This window comes from Ancylobacter sp. 3268, assembly GCF_031456575.1.
GTDB lineage: Bacteria > Pseudomonadota > Alphaproteobacteria > Rhizobiales > Xanthobacteraceae > Ancylobacter.
In genome coordinates this window covers 55,369-73,646 of record NZ_JAVDUX010000011.1, presented here as the reverse complement: position 1 = coordinate 73,646, position 18,278 = coordinate 55,369, and the positions used below count along the sequence as shown (strand labels likewise).

18 protein-coding genes are annotated in these 18,278 nt (G+C 70.2%); 16 read left to right on the top strand and 2 right to left on the bottom strand.

The window, feature by feature from the left end:
• Positions 1-8 precede the first annotated feature (8 nt).
• From J2X65_RS16310 to J2X65_RS16280, 7 genes are read left to right on the top strand one after another with little or no spacing between them, the layout of a single operon-like run.
• Positions 9-1,646, top strand: a complete 1,638-nt coding sequence (locus J2X65_RS16310; protein ID WP_310202893.1) for a dihydroxyacetone kinase subunit DhaK — start codon at positions 9-11, stop codon at positions 1,644-1,646.
• 27 nt (positions 1,647-1,673) lie between these two features.
• Positions 1,674-2,288, top strand: coding sequence for a dihydroxyacetone kinase subunit DhaL (gene dhaL / locus J2X65_RS16305; protein ID WP_310202891.1), 615 nt, complete (start codon positions 1,674-1,676; stop codon positions 2,286-2,288).
• Entirely contained in the window at positions 2,285-2,707 is a 423-nt protein-coding gene (gene dhaM / locus J2X65_RS16300) for a dihydroxyacetone kinase phosphoryl donor subunit DhaM (protein ID WP_310202890.1), read from the top strand. The genes dhaL and dhaM overlap by 4 nt, the downstream gene beginning before the upstream one ends.
• Positions 2,707-3,069 carry an HPr family phosphocarrier protein gene (locus J2X65_RS16295; protein ID WP_310202888.1) on the top strand — a complete coding sequence of 121 codons (363 nt, stop codon included), beginning with the start codon at positions 2,707-2,709 and terminating at the stop codon, positions 3,067-3,069. Before dhaM ends, J2X65_RS16295 begins: the two co-directional genes overlap by 1 nt.
• Complete coding sequence (locus tag J2X65_RS16290; protein ID WP_404977733.1) at positions 3,029-4,726, top strand: putative PEP-binding protein; 1,698 nt, start codon at positions 3,029-3,031, stop codon at positions 4,724-4,726. Before J2X65_RS16295 ends, J2X65_RS16290 begins: the two co-directional genes overlap by 41 nt.
• Positions 4,727-4,729: 3 nt before the next feature.
• Positions 4,730-5,137 carry a hypothetical protein gene (locus J2X65_RS16285; RefSeq protein WP_310202886.1) on the top strand — a complete coding sequence of 136 codons (408 nt, stop codon included), beginning with the start codon at positions 4,730-4,732 and terminating at the stop codon, positions 5,135-5,137.
• 54 nt (positions 5,138-5,191) lie between these two features.
• Positions 5,192-6,193, top strand: coding sequence for a dihydroxyacetone kinase subunit DhaK (locus J2X65_RS16280; protein WP_310202884.1), 1,002 nt, complete (start codon positions 5,192-5,194; stop codon positions 6,191-6,193).
• On the opposite strand, the gene J2X65_RS16275 is transcribed toward J2X65_RS16280, so the two are convergent.
• Positions 6,142-6,774, bottom strand: a complete 633-nt coding sequence (locus tag J2X65_RS16275) for an NAD(P)H-dependent oxidoreductase (RefSeq protein WP_310202882.1) — start codon at positions 6,772-6,774, stop codon at positions 6,142-6,144. The two genes, J2X65_RS16280 and J2X65_RS16275, sit on opposite strands and share 52 nt — an antisense overlap.
• 90 nt (positions 6,775-6,864) lie before the next feature.
• On the opposite strand from J2X65_RS16275, the gene J2X65_RS16270 reads away from it, so the two are divergent.
• Entirely contained in the window at positions 6,865-7,770 is a 906-nt protein-coding gene (locus J2X65_RS16270) for a LysR family transcriptional regulator (RefSeq protein WP_310202880.1), read from the top strand.
• A 16-nt stretch (positions 7,771-7,786) separates the two neighbouring features.
• Here J2X65_RS16270 and J2X65_RS16265 read toward each other — a convergent pair whose 3' ends face one another.
• Positions 7,787-9,025: an MFS transporter gene (locus J2X65_RS16265; protein WP_404977738.1), complete on the bottom strand. Its 1,239-nt coding sequence runs from the start codon at positions 9,023-9,025 to the stop codon at positions 7,787-7,789.
• A gap of 184 nt (positions 9,026-9,209) precedes the next feature.
• Between J2X65_RS16265 and J2X65_RS16260 the strand changes: the two genes are divergently transcribed.
• From J2X65_RS16260 to J2X65_RS16225, 8 genes are all read left to right on the top strand, one after another.
• A complete protein-coding gene (locus J2X65_RS16260; RefSeq protein WP_310202876.1) occupies positions 9,210-10,127 on the top strand; it encodes a LysR family transcriptional regulator in 918 nt (305 codons plus the stop codon).
• A gap of 229 nt (positions 10,128-10,356) precedes the next feature.
• Positions 10,357-11,919, top strand: a complete 1,563-nt coding sequence (locus tag J2X65_RS16255) for an alkaline phosphatase family protein (protein ID WP_310202874.1) — start codon at positions 10,357-10,359, stop codon at positions 11,917-11,919.
• Between the two features lie 295 nt (positions 11,920-12,214).
• Complete coding sequence (locus tag J2X65_RS16250; RefSeq protein ID WP_310202872.1) at positions 12,215-13,294, top strand: ABC transporter substrate-binding protein; 1,080 nt, start codon at positions 12,215-12,217, stop codon at positions 13,292-13,294.
• A 34-nt stretch (positions 13,295-13,328) separates the two neighbouring features.
• Positions 13,329-14,495 carry a YncE family protein gene (locus J2X65_RS16245; RefSeq protein ID WP_310202870.1) on the top strand — a complete coding sequence of 389 codons (1,167 nt, stop codon included), beginning with the start codon at positions 13,329-13,331 and terminating at the stop codon, positions 14,493-14,495.
• Positions 14,496-14,505: 10 nt separating this feature from the next.
• Positions 14,506-15,714 carry an isochorismate synthase gene (locus J2X65_RS16240; protein ID WP_310202869.1) on the top strand — a complete coding sequence of 403 codons (1,209 nt, stop codon included), beginning with the start codon at positions 14,506-14,508 and terminating at the stop codon, positions 15,712-15,714.
• Positions 15,711-17,348: a (2,3-dihydroxybenzoyl)adenylate synthase gene (locus tag J2X65_RS16235; protein ID WP_310202867.1), complete on the top strand. Its 1,638-nt coding sequence runs from the start codon at positions 15,711-15,713 to the stop codon at positions 17,346-17,348. The genes J2X65_RS16240 and J2X65_RS16235 overlap by 4 nt, the downstream gene beginning before the upstream one ends.
• Positions 17,349-17,350: 2 nt before the next feature.
• A complete protein-coding gene (locus J2X65_RS16230; RefSeq protein ID WP_310202865.1) occupies positions 17,351-17,998 on the top strand; it encodes an isochorismatase family protein in 648 nt (215 codons plus the stop codon).
• Positions 17,995-18,276: a phosphopantetheine-binding protein gene (locus tag J2X65_RS16225; protein ID WP_310202863.1), complete on the top strand. Its 282-nt coding sequence runs from the start codon at positions 17,995-17,997 to the stop codon at positions 18,274-18,276. The genes J2X65_RS16230 and J2X65_RS16225 overlap by 4 nt, the downstream gene beginning before the upstream one ends.
• Positions 18,277-18,278: the final 2 nt, after the last annotated feature.

Below are 18,278 nucleotides of genomic sequence, written 5' to 3'. Positions count from 1 at the left end.
GGAAGACCATGACGAAGCATTTCTTCAATCGCCGCGAGGCCATCGTCACCGAAGCACTGGACGGGCTGCTGCGCACCACCCCGCCCGGCCGGCTGGCGCGGCTGGACAGCTATCCCGACATCAAGGTCGTCATCCGCGCCGACTGGGACAAGGGGCGCGTGGCGGTGGTGTCGGGCGGCGGCGCCGGCCACGAACCCTCGCATGCCGGCTTCGTCGGGCGCGGCCTGCTCACCGCCGCCGTTTCCGGCGAGATCTTCGCCTCGCCGAGCGTGGAAGCCGTGCTCACCGCCATCCGCGCCGTCACCGGCGCGCCGGGCTGCCTGCTGATCGTCAAGAACTACACCGGCGACCGGCTGAATTTCGGCCTCGCCGCCGAGCGCGCCCGCGCCGAGGGGTTCAAGGTCGAGATGGTGATCGTCGCCGACGACATCGCCCTGCCGGACCTTTCCCAGCCGCGCGGCATCGCCGGCACGCTGTTCGTGCACAAGATCGCCGGCCACCATGCCGAGGCGGGCGACGACCTCGCCGCGGTGACCGCGGCGGCGCGGGCGGCGGCGAAGGACATCGCCTCGCTCGGCGTCGCCTTCTCCTCCTGCTCGATCCCCGGCCAGGATTTCACCGAGCGCCTCGGCGAGAGCGAGGGCGAACTCGGCCTCGGCATCCATGGCGAGCCCGGCGTCGAGCGCATCGCGGTGCAGCCGGCCGACGCCCTCGTCGCCCGCATGGCCGCGCATCTCGCCCCGAAGCTGGACACCGGCGCCGCCTATGCGCTCCTCATCAACAATCTCGGCGCGGTGCCGCCGCTGGAGATGTCGCTGATCGCCGACGCCGTGCTGCGGGCGCCGCTCGGCGCGCATGTGAAGCTGGTCATCGGCCCGCAGGCGCTGATGACGGCGCTGAACATGAACGGCTTCTCGCTGTCCTTCCTCAAGCTCGACGCCACCCGTGAAGCGGCGCTCACATCGCCGGTCGAGCCGCTGGCCTGGCGCCCGGCGGTGGCGGCCGGCCCGGTCGCGGTCGTCACGGCGCCTGCCGCCCCGCGCGAGGCTGCCCCGCCGGCCAGCACGGACGCGGCCACCGAGGCCGTGCTGCGCACCGCCTGCGCCGCGCTGGTCGCGCTCGAAGCCGAGCTGAACCGCCTCGACGCCAAGGCGGGCGACGGCGACACCGGCTCCACCGTCGCCACCGGCGCCCGCGCCGTCGAGGGCAGGCTCGCCAGCCTGCCGCTGGCCGACACCACGGCGACGCTCGCAGCCATCGGCGAGACGCTGGCCACCGCCATGGGCGGGTCGAGCGGCGTGCTGCTCTCCATCTTCTTCACCGCCGCGTCCAAGGCGACCGCCGAAGGCCGGGACCTCTCCGCCGCGCTGCTGGCCGGCCTCGACCGCATGACCTTCTATGGCGGCGCCACCCCCGGCGCGCGTACGATGGTGGATGCGCTCGATCCCGGCCTGAAGGCGCTGGCGGCGAGTGGCCTTGCCGCTGCCGCCGCCGCGGCCGGCGCCGGCGCCGAGGCCACCAGGACGATGATCCATGCCCGCGCCGGCCGCGCCGCCTATGTCGCGGCGCGCGATCTCGAGGGCTCGCCGGATCCCGGCGCGGTGGCGGTCGCCGCGGTGTTCGCGGCGCTGGCGACGCGGGGATAGCCGGGCGAACCGGGCAGGGAGGAGCCGATGCAGCTCGACGCCGCCGACCTTGCCGCGCTGATCGGGCTGTGCCGGGCGGAGATCGACCGGCATGGCGAGCATCTGAGCGCGCTCGACAGCGCCATCGGCGACGGCGACCACGGCGCCAATATGCGGCGCGGCCTGGAGGCGGTGTTCGCCGAGCGCGACGCCATCGCCGCCTTGCCGCTGCCGGCGGCGCTGGAGCGGATCGGCCTGGTGCTGGTGATGAACATTGGCGGCGCCGCCGGCCCGCTTTACGGCACGCTGCTGATGGAGCTGGGGCGGGGCCTCGGCAGCGCCGCCACGCCTGACGAGTTCGCCGCGACGCTGGAGCATGCCATCGCCGCGGTGGCGCGGCGCGGCCGGTCCGGGCCCGGCGACAAGACGCTGCTCGACGTGCTTTACCCCGTGCAGGCCGAGGTGGTAAGGCGCTCGGCACCCGGGCGGATCGCCGCCTGCGCCCGCTCGGCCGCCCATTCCACCGGGGCGATGCAGGCGCGGCGCGGCCGGGCGTCGTTTCTCGGGCCGCGCTCCATCGGCCACGAGGATCCCGGCGCCTCCAGCTGCGCCCTGCTCACCGCCGCCATCTGCGGCTATCTCGAGGAGCACCGCCCGTCATGAACGCGCGTGCCGCCCAGCCCGCCGCTTCGTCCTCGGCGAATGTCGGCATCGTCATCGTGTCGCACTCGCCGCTGGTAGCGAAGGGCGCCGCCGACATGGTGCGCCAGATGGTCGGCGACTGCGTGCCGCTGGCCTGGACCGGCGGCAATGCCGAGGGCGGGCTCGGCACCCATGTCGCCGGCATTTCTGCGGCGATCGAGGCGGCGTGGTCGGAGGCGGGGGTGGCGGTGTTCGTCGATCTCGGCGGCGCCGAGACCAATAGCGAGATGGCGGTCGAGCGGCTGGGTCCGGCGCGGGCGGCCCGCGTCGCCATCTGCAATGCGCCGCTGGTGGAAGGCGCGGTGGTGGCCGCCGCCGAGGCCTCGGGCGGCTCCAGCCTCGCCAAGGTGGTGGCGACCGCCGAGGAGCTGTCCCCCTGATGAGCGAGCCCAGCCCCGCCTTCCCGCGCGAGCGCAGCGGCACTCGCTGGCAGACCGAGGTGGAGGTCACCCACGGCATCGGCCTGCATGCGCGGCCCTCGGTCGCCTTCACCCGCCTCGCCAAGAGCTTTCCCTGCGCGATCGAGGTGGCGGTGGACGGCTCGGCCGATTGGCTGAACGGCAAGAGCATCGTCAAGATCATGGGGGCTCGCATCCGCCGCGGCACCCGCCTGCGCATCCGCGCCGAGGGGTCCCGCGCCGAGGAGGCGATCGTCGCGCTCGGGGAGCTGGTGCGGCGCAATTTCGATGAGGACCGCAAACATGGCCGCCCCGATGGCCGCCCCGATGGCCGGCCCGTCTGAGCTGCGCGGCAAGCCGGCCTCGCCCGGCCGGGCGCTCGGGCCGGCGTTCCGCGCCCCGGCGCCGGCGACGCAGTCGCTTCCCGCCGGCGGGGATGCCCGCGCGGCGCTTGCCGTCGCGGTGACGCTCGCGATCGAGGAATTGCGGGTGCTCGCCGCCGGGGCGGATGCGCAGAGCGCCGGCGTGCTCGACTTCCAGATCGAAATGCTGCTGGACGAGGACATGCTGGAGCCGGCGCTGCGGCGCATCGCCAGGGGGGAGGGCGCGGCGCTGGCCTGGGCCGGCGCCATGGACGCCCATATCGCGACGCTGGTCGCCGATGCCGGCTTTCCCGACAAGGACGCCCTCGCCGAAAATAGCGAGCGGCGCGGCTCCGGCGAAGACGCCTTCGCCGATGATGTCGAGCGGCGCGGCTCCGGCGAAGACGCCTTCGCCGCGCGGGCCTCCGATCTCGCGGATCTCAAGCAGCGCGTGCTCGACGCGCTTGCCGGCCGGGCGCGGGCGGATTTTCCGGAAGCCGCCATCTATGTCGGCCACGACATGCCGCCGAGCCTGTTCCTCGCCCATGACTGGTCGAAGGGCGGCGGCATCGCGCTGGCAGCCGGCAGTACGGTCAGCCATGTCGCCATGCTCGCCCGCGCCCGCGGCGTGCCGATGGTGATCGGCCTGGGCCCGCTGGCCATCCAGAGCGGCCAGCCGCTGCTGGTCGATGGCGGCGAGGGGCTGGTGCGCCTCGATCCCGGCGAGCCGGTGGCGGACATTCCCGTCCCGCCCGCCGTCCTGCCCGCCGTCCCGCCGGTCGCGCCCCGGCTGGAGCCGGTGGCGACCGAGGGGTTCCGGCTCAGCGTCAATCTCAACAGCCTCGCCGATCTCGATGCCGTCGATCCCGCCGCGGTGGACGGCGTCGGGCTGGTGCGCAGCGAATTCCTGTTCCTGTCGCCGGCGGAAGCGCTGAGCGAGGAGCGGCATGTCGCGTGTTATCGCCGCATCGTCACGCGCTTCGCCGGTCGCCCGGTCACGCTGCGCCTGCTCGATCTCGGCGGCGACAAGGCATTGCCCGGCCTGATCGAGGGCGGCCCGGCCTCGCTGCTCGGCGAGCGCGGCATCCGCTTCCTGCTGGCGCATCCCGAGCTTGCCCGCATCCAGGCGCGGGCGATCATGCGTGTCGCCGCGCTCGGCCCGGTCAGCGTGCTGCTGCCGATGGTGACGCTGCCGACGGAGGTGACGGCGATGGCGGAGCTGTTCGACGAGGAGGCGGCGCGCCTTGCCCGGCTCGGCGTGCCGGCCCGCCGCCCGCCGCTCGGCATCATGGTGGAGGTGCCGGCGGCCGCGCTCACGCTCGACCTGTTCGCCGAGGCGGCGTTCTTTTCGGTGGGGACCAACGACCTGATGCAGTATCTGTCGGCGGCGGCGCGCGACAATCCCGCCGTCGCCCCGCTCAACACCGGCTCGGAGACCGCCTTGTTCCGCCTGTTGGCCCAGATCAGCGCCGGCGCCCGCGCGCTCGGCAGGCCGGTGTCGGTCTGCGGCGATCTCGCCGGCGATCCCGACGCGGTGGCGCGGCTCATGGCGCTCGGCTTCCGCGACTTCTCGGTGGCACCCTCGCGGCTGCCCGCTTTGCGCGCGCTGCTGCGCCGGCCCGCCACGGCGGAGGGCTGAGCGGTGGCGCGGGAGACCGACGAGGCGGTGATCGCCTACAAGACCATTCTCGCCGGCCTGCTCGACAACCGGCCTTCCGGCACCCGCCAGCGGCTGGCGAGTGCGCTCGGCAAGCACCGCAGCTTCGTCACCCAGGTGACCAGCCCGGCCTATGACACGCCGCTGCCGGCGCGGCATCTGCCGACGATCTTCCGCGTCTGCCATTTCAGCCCGGCCGAGCAGGAGCGCTTTCTCTCGGCCTATGAGGCGGCGCATCCCGGCAAGCTGCCGGATGCCGGCGGCGGCGACAAGCTGCGCGCCCTGACGCTGATGGCGCCGGATTTCGCCGACGAGAAGAAGAACCGCCAGTTCGACGACGCCGTCGCCGAGTTCGTGCAGAAGATGGCCGCGCTGGTGAATGGCGGTGAGTGAGCGCCCCAGCCATAGCGGCGGCCGCCGCCGGCTTGCGCGCCGGAGCGCCGGGCGATGAAGAAGATCATGAACGCTCCGGAGCGGTTCGTCGCCGAGAGCCTTGAAGGGCTGGTGCGCGCGCATGAGGATCTCGTCGTCTTCGGCAGCGGGCGCAAATTCGTCCGCCGGCGCCATCTCACGCCCGGCAAGGTGGCGGTGATCTCCGGCGGCGGCGCCGGCCATGAGCCGCTGCATTCGGGTTTTGTCGGGCACGGCATGCTGGACGCCGCCTGCACCGGCCATGTCTTCACCTCGCCGACGCCGGACCAGATCGTCGCGGCGATGGACGAGGTCGATACCGGCGCCGGCTGCCTGCTCATCGTCAAGAATTACGACGGCGACGTGATGAATTTCGAGATGGCGGCGGAGATGGCCGCCTCCCGCCACGCCGTCGAGACGGTGATCGTCGAGGACGACGCCGCCACCGGCCCGGCGGTGCGCAGCCGCGGCCGGCGCGGCGTCGCCGGCACCATCGTGGTGGAGAAGCTGCTGGGCGCCGCCGCCGAGCGCGGCGCCGGCCTCGGCGCGCTCAAGGAGCTGGGCGAGGGCCTCAATGCCCGCATCCGCTCGATGGGCGTCGCGCTGCGCGGCGTGGCGATGCCGAACAATCCGCGCGAGACCTTCGCCCTCGGGCCTGAGGAAATGGAGATCGGCGTCGGCATCCATGGCGAGCCCGGCCTCACCCGCACCGGCTTCGCCGATGCCGATGCGATCATCCGCCGGCTCGGCGAGGCGATCCTTGCCGAACTTTCCCCGACGCTGGTTGGCGAGCCGGACCTGCGGCCACTGCTTCTCGTCAACGGCTTCGGCGGCACCCCGCCGATCGAGCTCTATCTCGCCTATGGCCTTGCCCGCCGCTTCTTCGAGGCGCACGGCATCGCGCCGGTCCGCTCGCTCACCGGCACCTTCGTCACTTCGCTCGACATGGCCGGCCTGTCGCTGACGCTCGCGCTGCTGACCCCGGATCAGCTGGCGCTCTGGGGAGCGCCGGTAGCGACGCCGGCACTGAGCTGGTGAGAATGCATCGCCGGCGGCGTCGCGGCGATCCAGTCCGCGAGCCGCGCGGCATAGGCCTCGGCGGCGGCGTCCAGTTCCTCCACCGGCACCTTGTTGGCGCCGTAGACGACGAAGGACGCGGCGAGCTCGAAGCGGCAGCGATGCGCGGTGGCGCGCAGCGGCGCCAGCAGCGCGTCCAGCGCGAAGGGATTGTCGGCACCGGGCCGGTAGGCCTCGGCGGGGCCACCGGCGGTGAGGGCGAGCAGCAGCGGCAGGCCCTCGATCCGCCGTCCCTCGCTCTCATAGGCGAGATAGAACATGCGGGTCAGCACCACGTCCTGCCATGTCTTGAGCAGCGGCGGGGTGGCGTACCACTGCACCGGGAACTGCAGCACCAGGCGATCGGCGGCGAGCAGGCGGGCCGCTTCACGGGCGCCGTCCGCCTCCATGTCGAGGCCGTGCGGGTAGTGTGCGGTCATGTCGACCACCTCGACTCGTGGCAGCCGCGCCGCCGCCGTGGCCAGCCGGGCATTGGCGCGGGAGCGGCCGGGGTCGGGGTGAAACAGCAGGATCAGCGTGTTGCCGGCGGGGGTGTCGCGCATGGTCGTCTCCGTGATGCGGTGTCGACGGCACGATGCGCGGCGCCAGAAAATCATTCCAATCGATTATAGATATAGCTAATTATTCGTCTGATGAATTTACGTTCGCTCGATCTCAACCTGCTGGTGGTGCTGGATGCGCTGCTCGACGAAGCCCATGTCGGGCGGGCCGCCGAGCGGATCGGCCTGTCGCAGCCGGCCGCCTCGGCGGCGCTCCAGCGCTGCCGCCACCTGTTCCGCGATGCGCTGCTGGAGCGCGGGCGCGGCGTCATGCGCCTCACCCCGCGGGCGCAGGCGCTGCGCGCGCCGCTGAAATCGCTGCTTGCCGAGGTGGCGGCGCTGGTCGATACCGCGCCGGTGCCGCTGCACGAACTGCGGCAGACGCTGCGCATCGTCATGACCGACTATCCGGCCCTGTTCGTGCTCGCCCCGCTCGCCGCCCGGCTGCGCGACACCGCGCCCGGCCTCGATCTGGTGGTGCAGCCCTGGCTCAGCGCCGACGCGGCGCGGCGCCAGCTGGCCGAGGGCAGCGCCGATCTCGCCATCTCGGTCTTCGCGCCCGGCGAGGATGGGCTCGGCTACGAGCACCTGCTCGACGAGCATTATGTGGTGGCGATGCGGCCGGACCATCCCGCCGCCGCCGGCTTCGATCGCTCGTGCTGGCTCGCCAGCCCGCACATCGTCGTCTCCGGACGCGGCGAGCGCACGACGCCGGTGGACGAGGAACTGGCGCGGCGCGGCCTTGCCCGGCGCGTCGGCCTGGTGGTGCCGGGATTCCAGATGGTGCCCATCCTGCTGCGCCAGACCGACATGATGGCGCTGCTGCCGTCGCGGGTCGCGGCGGCAGAAGCCGGGCTGGTCACCTTTCCGCCGCCGGTGCCGGTGCCGGGCTTTCCGCTGCACCTCGCCTGGCACCGGCGCCGCGACGGCGATGCCGGGCTGCGCCATGTCGCCGCCCTGCTCGTCGAGCTTCTGCGCACCACGCCGCCGATGGGCTGAGGCGGCTCCGGCGGCGTCAGCCCGCGGGGGCGGGGCGGGCCTCGCCGCGGCGGCCGGCGAGGGAGAGCAGCGCGCCGACCAGCGCCAGCCCGCCGGTGAGGACGACGATCGAGGTCCAGCCGCCATGTTCCCAGAACCAGCCGCCCATCGAGCCGGTGAGGCTGGAGCCGATATAGTAGAACAGCAGGTACAGCGAGGCGGCGTGTCCCTTGGACATGCCGGCCAGCGGGCCGACCGAGCTCGAGGCCACCGAATGGCCGATGAAGAAGCCGGTCGCCACCAGCGCCACCCCGCCGGCGATGGCCACCAGCGCGCCCGACAGCGTCAGCAGCACGCCCGCCAGCATGATCAGGAAGCCGGCGACCAGCAGCGGCCGGCGCCCGAAGCGGTCGGCGAGGCTGCCGGCCAGCGAGGAGGAGACGATGCCGAAGCCGAAGGCGAGGAACAGCATGCTCACCGCCGACGGGCTCAGCCCATAGGGGGCGCCGGACAGGCGGAAGGTGGCGTAGTTGAACAGCGTCACGAAGATGCTGGTGAGCACGAAGCCGATGGCATAGACGCGGATCAGCGCGCGATTGCGCAGGTGCCCGCCCCAGGCGGCAAGGTGGAAGCCGAGGCCGAGGCCCCGCTGCGGCTGGAAGTTGCGCGAGGGCGGCAGCAACAGCAGGAAGCCGATCGCCGAGGCGATGCACAGCGCCCCGAGCACCCCGAGCGCCACCCGCCAGGAGGCGAATTCGGTGGTCAGCCCCATGCCGACCCGCCCCATCATCGCGCCGAAGGCGGTGCCGCCAATATACAGCCCCATCGCCTTGCCGAGATGCCGGGGGGCGATCTCCTCCGCCAGATAGGCCATGGCCACCGCCGGCACGCCGCCGAGCACGAAGCCCTCCAGCGCGCGGGCGAGCAGCAGCGTCGGCCAGCTCGGCGCGAAGGCGGCGGCGAGATTGAACGCCGCCGCCAGCGCCATGGAGCCGAAGATCAGACCGCGCCGGCCGAGCACCTGCGAGAACGCGCCGGCCAGCACGATGGAGATCGCGAGCAGCCCGGTGGTGAGCGACAAGGCGAGCGAGCTCTGCGCCGGGCTGAGCGCGAAGCTGCGGGCGAAATCCGGCAGCAGCGGCTGCACGCAATAGATCAGCGCGAAGCTGGCGAAGCCGGCCAGGAACAGGGCGAGGCCGGCGCGGCGATAATCCGCCGTGCCCCGCTCGATCCAGGCCGGGGCCGCATCGAGGCCGATGCCGGCCGGCATCACCATGTCCGGCGCGGCGCGCAGGGCAGGGGTTGAGGGGGTATGGTCGAGGAAGGCGGGGGAGGCGGCAGCGGCGGGCGGTGACATCTGGGCAATCCGGGGCGATCCCTGTTTCGCCGCGGAGATAACCACGCAAGGGTCATCTGTCTAATATATGGAAATATCATTCTCCATATGTAATGGATATGGGATGGAGCTGCGCCACATTCGCTATTTCATCGCCGTCGCCGATGAACGGAACTTCACCCGTGCCGCCGCCCGGCTCGGCATCGGCCAGCCGCCGCTGAGCTTGCAGATCAAGGATCTGGAAGCGGAGATCGGCACCCAGCTGTTCCACCGGGTCGCCCATGGCGCCGAGCTGACGCCGGCCGGCACGGCGTTCCTCGCGGCGGTGCGGGCGATGCCGGACACCGCCGCCGCCGCCATCCAGGCCGCCCGGCGCGCCGCGCGCGGCGAGACCGGCGAGCTGAGCGTCGGGCTGACCGGCACCGCGGCGCTCAACCCGCTGTTTCCCGCCGCCATTCGCTCGTTTCGCCGCACCTATCCCGATGTCGAACTGAGGATCGTCGAGGCGAATTCGGTGGTGCTGCTGTCGAGCCTCGTCGAGGGGCGGCTCGACGTCGCCATCCTGCGCCCGGCAGAATCCGATCCGGAGGAACTGCGCGAGGAACGGCTGATCGACGAGCCGCTGGTGGCGGCGCTGCCCGCTGGCCATCCCGCCGCGCAGGACTATGGGGCAGCCGCTTCGCGCCTGCTGGATCTGGGCATGCTGAAGGAGGAGCCGTTCATCCTCACCCCGCGCTCGGTCGGCACCAGCCTGCACGATGCCGCGCTCGCCGCCTGCCGCGCGGTCGGCTTCGAGCCCCGGCTCGGCCAGCCGGCGCCGCAGATCGCCTCGATCCTGTCGCTGGTGGCGGCGGAGTTCGGCGTCTCGCTGGTGCCGGCCTCGCTGGGCGAGCTCAACGTGCCCGGCGTGGTGTTCCGCCGCCTGCGCGCGCCGGAGCCGCATGTCGGGCTGGTGGTGGCCTATCGCAGGCACCGGCCGCCGCAACTGGTGCTCAACTTCGCCAAAGTGGCGCGGGAGGCGCGGTCGACCCCGCCGCCGTGACGGGCTGCTCCCTGCGCCTCGAGCAACAGGCGTGCCGCGCGGGAGCGGGGGCAGCGCCTCAGGCTGCCGGCCGGCGTCGCCGCGGTGGGAACGGAGGGCCTCGTTTCGCCGTCGGCTGGTCGGTGCCGATGGGTTTGCCGCAGCGGGCGGCCGCGATTTCTCCTATGCTGCCGGCGGTGGCGCGCCCGCGTCGCCGTCCAGCCTTCGCCAGCCCGTGATGGCCCTTCCCATGATCCAAGCTGCTCCCCCAGGCGCGCCGGCGCCCGATCGTCGTCCCAACATCCTGCTGATCACCGCCGACCAGTGGCGCGGCGACCTGATGGCGCCTGGACGCCCGTTCGGCGGCCTGACGCCCAATCTCGACGCGCTGGCTGCCGCCGGCACCAGCTTCGCCAGCCATTATTGCCAGGTCTATCCCTGCGGTCCCTCGCGCGCCTCGCTCTACACCGGGCTCTACGCCCACAAGCACCGCTCGGTGGCGAACGGCATGCCGCTCGACGCCCGCCATCCGACCCTGTTCACCGAACTGCGCCGCGCCGGCTACCTGCCGACGCTGTTCGGCTATACCGACACCACGCTCGACCCGCGTGGCCGGGCGCCGCTCGATCCCGATCGCGGCACCTATGAGAATCTGTGCCCCGGCATCGCCGCCGGGCTGGTGCTCACCGAGCGGGCGACGCCGTGGCTGGCACAGCTGAAGGCGAACGGCTATCGGGTCGAGGATCCCGATGCGGGCCGCGAGGCGATCTTCGCCCAGCGCCGCTTCGGCGAGCCGGCGGTGTTCGCCGCCGAGCATTCCGAGACCGCCTTCCTCACCGACCGCTTCCTCGACTGGCTGGGCGTTGCCGGCAAGGCGCCGTTCTGTGCCCACCTGTCCTATATCGCCCCGCATCCGCCCTTCGGGGCGGCGGCTCCCTATCACCGTCTCATCGACCCTGCCGACATGCCGGCACCGGTGCGTGGTGCCGACGCTTCGGTCGAGGCGGGCCAGAGCCCGCTGATCGCTGCACTGATCGGTCAGATCGGTCTCTCTGCACACCTCATCGGCCTCACCGGACGCGCCGCCGAGATGGATGACGCCCTCATCCGGCGGATGCGCGCCATCTATGCCGGCCTTGCCCATGAGGTGGACCACCATCTTGGCCGAATCTTCCGGGCACTGCAGGAAAATGGCTTGTGGGACAATACCTTGATCGTCTTCACCGCCGATCACGGCGAGCAGCTCGGCGACCATTGGCTGCTCGGGAAGATCGGCTATTACGATCAGTCCGCCCATATTCCGCTGATCGTCTGCGACCCGCGCCCCGCTGCTGATAATGGACGAGGCAAGTTACTGGATTCGTTCACGGAATCGGTCGATCTGCTGCCCACCCTGCTGGAGGCTGCGGGCGTGCCGGTCCCACGCAATTGTGACGGCCGCAGCCTGCTCCCCCTCTGCGCCGGCAAGGCGCCTCCCGCCGACTGGCGCGATGCCGTGCAATGGAGCTTCCACTTCGGCGATATCGCCGAACGGCGCATGGAGCGCGCCCTTGGCCTGCCGACGCGGCATTGCCATTTACAGGTCATTCGAAGTAAATCATTGAAATATATTAGTTTTGCGGGGCTGCCGCCGGTGCTGTTCGACCTCGCCGCCGATCCCGCGGAACTGATGGATCGTGCCGCCGATCCCTCGGCGGCGCCGTTGCGGCTGGAGGGAGCCGAGCGGTTGCTTCGATTCCGTCAGCATCACGAGGAGGAAACCCTCACCGGTTATCTGGCGAAAGATGGGCGGTTTCATGAGGAGGTATCATGAGAGAGGGAAACGGCGTCAGTATGGCTTGGACGGTGAGTTGACGTCGCGGGTATCGAGGTTTGCCAGCGGTCACGGCAGTAGAATTAAATTAGAACTATTAAAATAAAGGTGGCGTCGCCTATTGCAATCTTCATAACTGGAATCGTTTAAAAGTAAGCATTAATATTTGTTTAGTTGACATGGATGGCTTAGGCGGCGGATAGGCAATCAGATCTTGTTCTGTCGGTGACTCCGATCCATGCCCGCCTCCGGTCTCTCGCCCGTCTTGCCCCGCCGCCGCGATGTACTCGGCCTCATGGCACTGACCGTGATCGGATGCCGTACATTCATCCGTCCGGCAGCCGCCGCGATCGCGCTGAAGGACGTCACCGGACATGAGGTGACGCTCGCCAGGCCGGCCTCCCGGATCGTGATTGGCGACGGACGCTTTCTGCTGGCGCTGGCGCTGATCCATCCCGATCCGGTCTCGCTCATCGCCGGCTGGCCGCGCGACGTCAACCGTATCGGCCGCGCCGCCTATGCGGCCTGGCAGGAAAAATTTCCTGCTATCAAGGACATACCGCAGACGTCTGCCGCCAATGCGGCGATTTCGGTGGAGCGGATCATCGCCGCACAGCCGGATCTCGCGGTGTTTTCACTCGGCGCCCAGCCCTCGGATGAGGAGCGCGCGCGGCTGGAGGCGGCCGGTATCCCGGTGGCGGTGGTCGATTTCTTCGTCAAACCGCTCGACAACATGGAAGCGAGCCTGCGCCTTATCGGCGGGGCGATCGGGCGCGAGGCGCAGGCGGAGGAGTTCATCGCCTTTCGCCGCGCGCGTTTCGATGTGGTACGCAGCCGCGTCGCCCAACTGCCGCCCGAGAAGAAGCCGCGCCTGTTCTTCGAGGCGCATGCGGCGATGACCGCCGATTGCTGCAACTCCCCCGGTCGTGGCAATATTGGCGAGGTGATCGAGGCGGTCGGGGCGACAAATATCGGCGCCACAGTGATTTCCGGCGCGTTCGGCAAGCTGAACCTTGAATATGTCATCGCACAGGACCCGCAGGTCTATGTCGCGACCGGCGGCAGCCACATGGAAGGCACCGCCGGCCTGTTGATCGGCCCGGAATACAGCGCGGAGCGGGCGCGGGAGACGCTGGCCGGCCTGATCCGCCGTCCCGGCTTCGAAGGCATGAGCGCGGTCCGCAACCACCGCGTCTACGGCCTCGCTCATCAGATGCTCAACTCGCCGCTCGACGTGCTCACCCTTGAGGTGCTGGCGCGCTGGGGGCATCCCGAGCTGTTCGCCGATCTCGATCCCGATGCAACCCTCGCCGAGATCAACGCGCGCTTCCTGGCCGTGCCCGTCACCGGGCCGAACTGGATTGCCCTCGACTGACCGCCTCTTCGCCCTCACGAAACGGAGACTTCCCATGCGCCTTGCCGCCCGGACCAGCCGATTCCTCGCCGCTCCCTCGCTCCGGGTGCTTCTGATGGGAACGGCGCTGCTCATCGGCGTCGGCGTGGCGCAGGCGGCGCCGGAATTCGTGCGCTGGGTGAAGCCGGGGCCGGGTGTCTATGAACTTGTCTACAGCGCGCCGATGAACCGGGTCTATGTCGCTTCCGCCGGCACCCGCGGCTCGACCGAGGCGAAGGTACTGGCGCTCGATCCCGTGACGCTGGAAACCAAGGAAACCATTGACTTCGGCTCGGAAGCCGCTTTCGGCCTCGGTATCAACAACACGACCAAGAAGCTCTATGCCACTCAAACCCGCATCGGTGCGGTGGCGGTCGTCGATCTCGCTAGCGGCAAGGTGGTGGCGACGGTGAAGAAGGGCGAGAAGGCGCATGTGCGCGAGGCGGTGGTCGATGAAGCGGGCAACCGCATCTATGTCTCAGTGATGGGCCGGGATGACGACAGCTCGGTGTGGATCATCGACGGTGCCACCGACAGTCTGGTCGGCAGCATCGACAATCTGCCGGGCAGCGTGACCGGCGTCGCCGTGGATCAGAAAGGCAACCGCCTCTTCGCCTCCGCGATGAAGAGCAACCAGGTACATGTGATCGACCTGGCGACCGGAAAGGTGGTCAAGAGCTTCGCTTCGGGCGGAGAGAGCGCGATCAATCTGGTCTATGACGCGAGCGGCGACCAGCTGTTCGTCGCGCATCAGGGATCCGGCGAGGTTGTGGTGCTCGATCCCAAGGATGGTTCGGTCATCAAGAACATCCCGACCGGTCCCGGCGCGCTCGGCGTCACCATCGATCCGGCGCGCAACCTCGTCTACGTCACCAATCGCGCCGGGGGCTATGTCACGCTGATCGATACCAAGACGCTGGAGCCGGTGGCGAATGTGGTGACGGGATCGATGCCGAACACCGTCGCCGTCGATCCGGCGACCGGCAATGCCTATGTCACCAACAAGTCGAAGACCACCCCGCGCCCGCGACCGGCCCAGCCGCCGGCGGCTGCGTCAGCTCCGGGGGCGACGCCGGTCGCGGCTGCGCCGGCCGGCGCCGTTCCGGGTGCTGGCGGCCCCGGCGGGCGTCCGGTGCCGATGGTCGATCCCTTCGGTGATACCGTCGCCGTGATCAAGCCGTGACACGCCGGCCGTGACCAAAGCCTTGGTGATGAAAACCCCGGAGATGACGGGCGAGGGGAGCGGTGCTGTTGCGCCCGATGCCGCGCTCTCGTCCTTCGTTCTCGTCGGTGCCGACGAAACGGTGGTGGCAAATGGCTGCCGGCCGATTCCGGCGGTGGCCGGAGCGTCTCTGGCGCGGCGGGTCTCCGAGGCGCTGGAAGACGCCGTGGCGGTGGTGGGTGCACTGCCCTATGAGCGCCTGCAACCGGCGCACCTCCTGAGGCCGACCGAATGGTCGCGTCTGCCGCAGCGTTCCACGGCGCGGGCATTCGGTCCGCCGGCACTGCTGCGCAGCTGTCCGGTGCCGCATTGGCAGGTGACGGCGGAGCCTTCCCTTGCCGCGTACCGTGCCTCGGTCGCCGAGGCGCTGCGGCAGATGGAGCGCCGGCCCGAGCTGCGCAAGGTGGTGCTTTCCCGGGCGCTCCGCGTATCGGGTGACCGTCCGATAGATCCCCGGGCGCTGCTCTGCCGCCTCGCCGAGGATCCGGCCGCCACCGCGTTCTGCGTGCCGCTGCCATCAGCGGACGGCACCGGCCGCCTGCTGTTGGGGGCGACGCCGGAATTGCTGGTCTCGCGGCGGGGCGACCAGGTGATCTCGCATCCGCTGGCAGGTTCCGCCCGCCGCTCGTCGGATCCCGGCCGTGATCGTGATGCAGCCGAAAGACTGGCCGCCTCGACCAAGGATGGCCGCGAGCACAGGGAGGTGGTAACCGCCATACTCGACCTGCTGGCGCCGTATTGCCGCGAGCTCGGCACGCCCGAAGGCACACAGCTGGTCTCGACGGCCAGCATGTGGCATCTCGGCACGCGGATCGTCGGCCGGCTGCGCGACCCGGCGTCGTCGAGCCTTGAACTCGCCGCTCTGCTTCACCCGACCCCGGCGGTATGCGGCACGCCGCGCGATGCCGCGGCCGAACTCATCGCCGAGATCGAGGGCCATGATCGCGGCTTCTATGCCGGAGCCGTCGGCTGGTGCGACACGGCGGGCGACGGTGACTGGTATGTCGCCCTGCGCTGCGCCGAGATTTCCGGCGGTGAGGCGCGGCTGCATGCCGGGGCCGGCATCGTGCCCGGATCCGATCCGGTGGCGGAAGGTGACGAGACGGCTGCGAAATTCGCCGCCATGCTGCGCGCGCTCGGGATCGACGAGGCCATCGCCTTCGAGGGAGCCGCCGCGTGATCCCGCTGCTGCAACCCTTTCCGCCGGATGTCGCCGAGCGCTACCGGCAGGCCGGGCATTGGCGCGGTGAGACCTTCCCCGGCATGCTGCGGCAGTTGGCGTCGCGTTATTCGTCGCGGACGGCGGTGGTCGGCGGCGAGCAGCGCTGGAGCTATGCCGAGCTCGCCGACCGGGCCGAGCGGGCGGCCGCGGGCTTTCTCGCACTGGGGCTGAAACCCGGTGATCGGGTGGTGGTACAGTTGCCGAACATCCCCGAATTCCTATCGGTGGTGTTCGGTCTTTTCCGTGCCGGGTTGATACCGGTCTATGCGCTCCCGGCGCATCGGGCGGTCGAGGTCGTGCATTTCGCCCGCACGGCCGAGGCACGCGGCTATGTGATCGCCGAGCGGCACGAAGGTTTTGATTATCGCGATCTCGCCGAGGAAGTCCGCCGTCAGGTGCCGGCCCTCGACACGGTGGTGGTGGTCGGCGAGGCCGGGCCGTTCACGTCCTTTGCCGGGCTTGATGGCACTGCGGCGCCGCCGCCGGGCGATCCCGATCCGTCATCGGTCGCCTTTCTCCAGATTTCCGGCGGGAGCACCGGGCTTTCGAAGCTGATCCCGCGCACGCATGACGACTACATCTACAGCTTCCGCGCCAGCGCCGAGATCTGCGGCCTGACGCCCGACAGCGTCTATCTGGCGGCGCTGCCGGTGGCGCATAATTTCCCGATGAGCTCGCCGGGCGTGTTCGGCGTGCTCTATGCCGGCGGCACGGTGGTCATGTCGCCGTCGCCGAGCCCGGAGGCGGCTTTCCCGCTGATCGCGCGCGAGAAGGTCACCATCACCGGCCTGGTGCCGCCACTCGCCCTATTGTGGATGCAGGCGGCGCAGAAGGGGACCCACGACCTGTCCAGCCTCGAGGTGCTGCAGGTCGGCGGTGCCAAGTTCATGCCGGAGGCCGCGCGTCGGGTGCGCCAGACGCTCGGCTGCACGCTGCAGCAGGTGTTCGGCATGGCGGAGGGATTGGTCAATTATACCCGCCTTGACGACGCGGAGGAGATCATCGTCTCCACGCAGGGGCGGCCGATCAGCGAGGATGACGAGGTGCTGATCCTCGACGATTCCGGCCAGCCGGTGCCGGAGGGCGAGGTCGGCAACCTGCTGGCGCGCGGGCCCTACACCATCCGCGCCTATCACAATAATGACGGCGCCAATGCGCGCTCCTTCACCCCGGACGGCTTCTACCGCACCGGCGACATGGTGAAGCGCACGCCGGAGGGGAATCTCGTCGTGCAGGGCCGTGCCAGCGACCACATCAACCGCGCGGGCGAGAAGATTTCCGCCGAGGAGATCGAGGACCATCTTCTGGCGCATCCGAGCGTGTTCGATGCCGCCGTGGTGTCGCTGCCGGACGAGTTCCTCGGCGAGCGCAGTTGCGCCTTCATCATCGCCCAGGGAGAAAAGCCCAAGGCATCGGCGCTGAAGTCGTTCATGCGCACGCGCGGGCTTGCCGATTTCAAGGTGCCGGACCAGATCGTCTTCGTCCCGGCCTTCGAGACCACGGCGGTCGGCAAGGTGAGCCGCAAGGAGTTGCGCGCTGCGCTGCGCCGCCAGTTCCTCGCCGAACAATCGGCCGTGCCGCCCGGAGAATGACGATGTCTCAAAAGCCGGGACTGCCCCGTATCGCCTCCTATGCGTTGCCGACACCGGCCGAGTTGCCGGCTTCGCGCGCGCCATGGGTGCTGGCGCGCGAGCGGGCGGCGCTGCTGATCCACGACATGCAGGGCTATTTCGTTGCCGCGTTTGCTTCCGCCGAGGCACCGATCGCGCCTGCCATCGCCCATATCGCCGCGCTGGCGGATGTGGCGCGTGCCGCCGGGATACCGGTGTTCTATACGGCGCAGGAGGGCAACCAGGATCGGCGCGATCGCGGCCTGCAGGCCGATCTCTGGGGGCCGGGCATGAGCGCGGCGCCGGAGCACCAGCCGATCATCGCCGAACTGGCGCCGAAGCCGGGCGACTTCGTGCTGGTGAAGCACCGTTACAGCGCCTTCCAGCGCTCCAACCTGGAGACGCTGATGCGCGTGCGCGGCCGCGACCAGCTCATCATCACCGGCATCTATGCCCATATCGGCTGTCAGCTCACCGCCGCCGACGCGTTCATGCGCGATATCGAGCCGTTCTTCGTTGCCGACGCGCTCGCCGATTTCTCCCGGGCGAAGCACGAGGCCGCGCTCAGCTATGTCGCTTCAACCTGTGGCATCGTCACGCCCGCCGCCGCGCTGATGGAGGCGCTGCGATGATCGATCCCACCCAGATCCGCCGTATCGCCGAGCCAAGCGGGCCGCTGACGCTGGAGCGCATGCGCCGCGACATTGCTGCGATGCTGCATGAGGATCCCTCCGAGATTGGCGCGGACGACAGCCTCCTCGATCTCGGCCTCGATTCCATGCGGGCGATGAACTTGGTGCTGCAATGGAGCCAAGGCGGGCTTGATCTCGAATTCTCCGAATTCGCCGAAGACCCGACTCTCGCGGGCTGGTGGACCATCGTCGCACGGCGACAGGCGCAGCGTGGCTGATC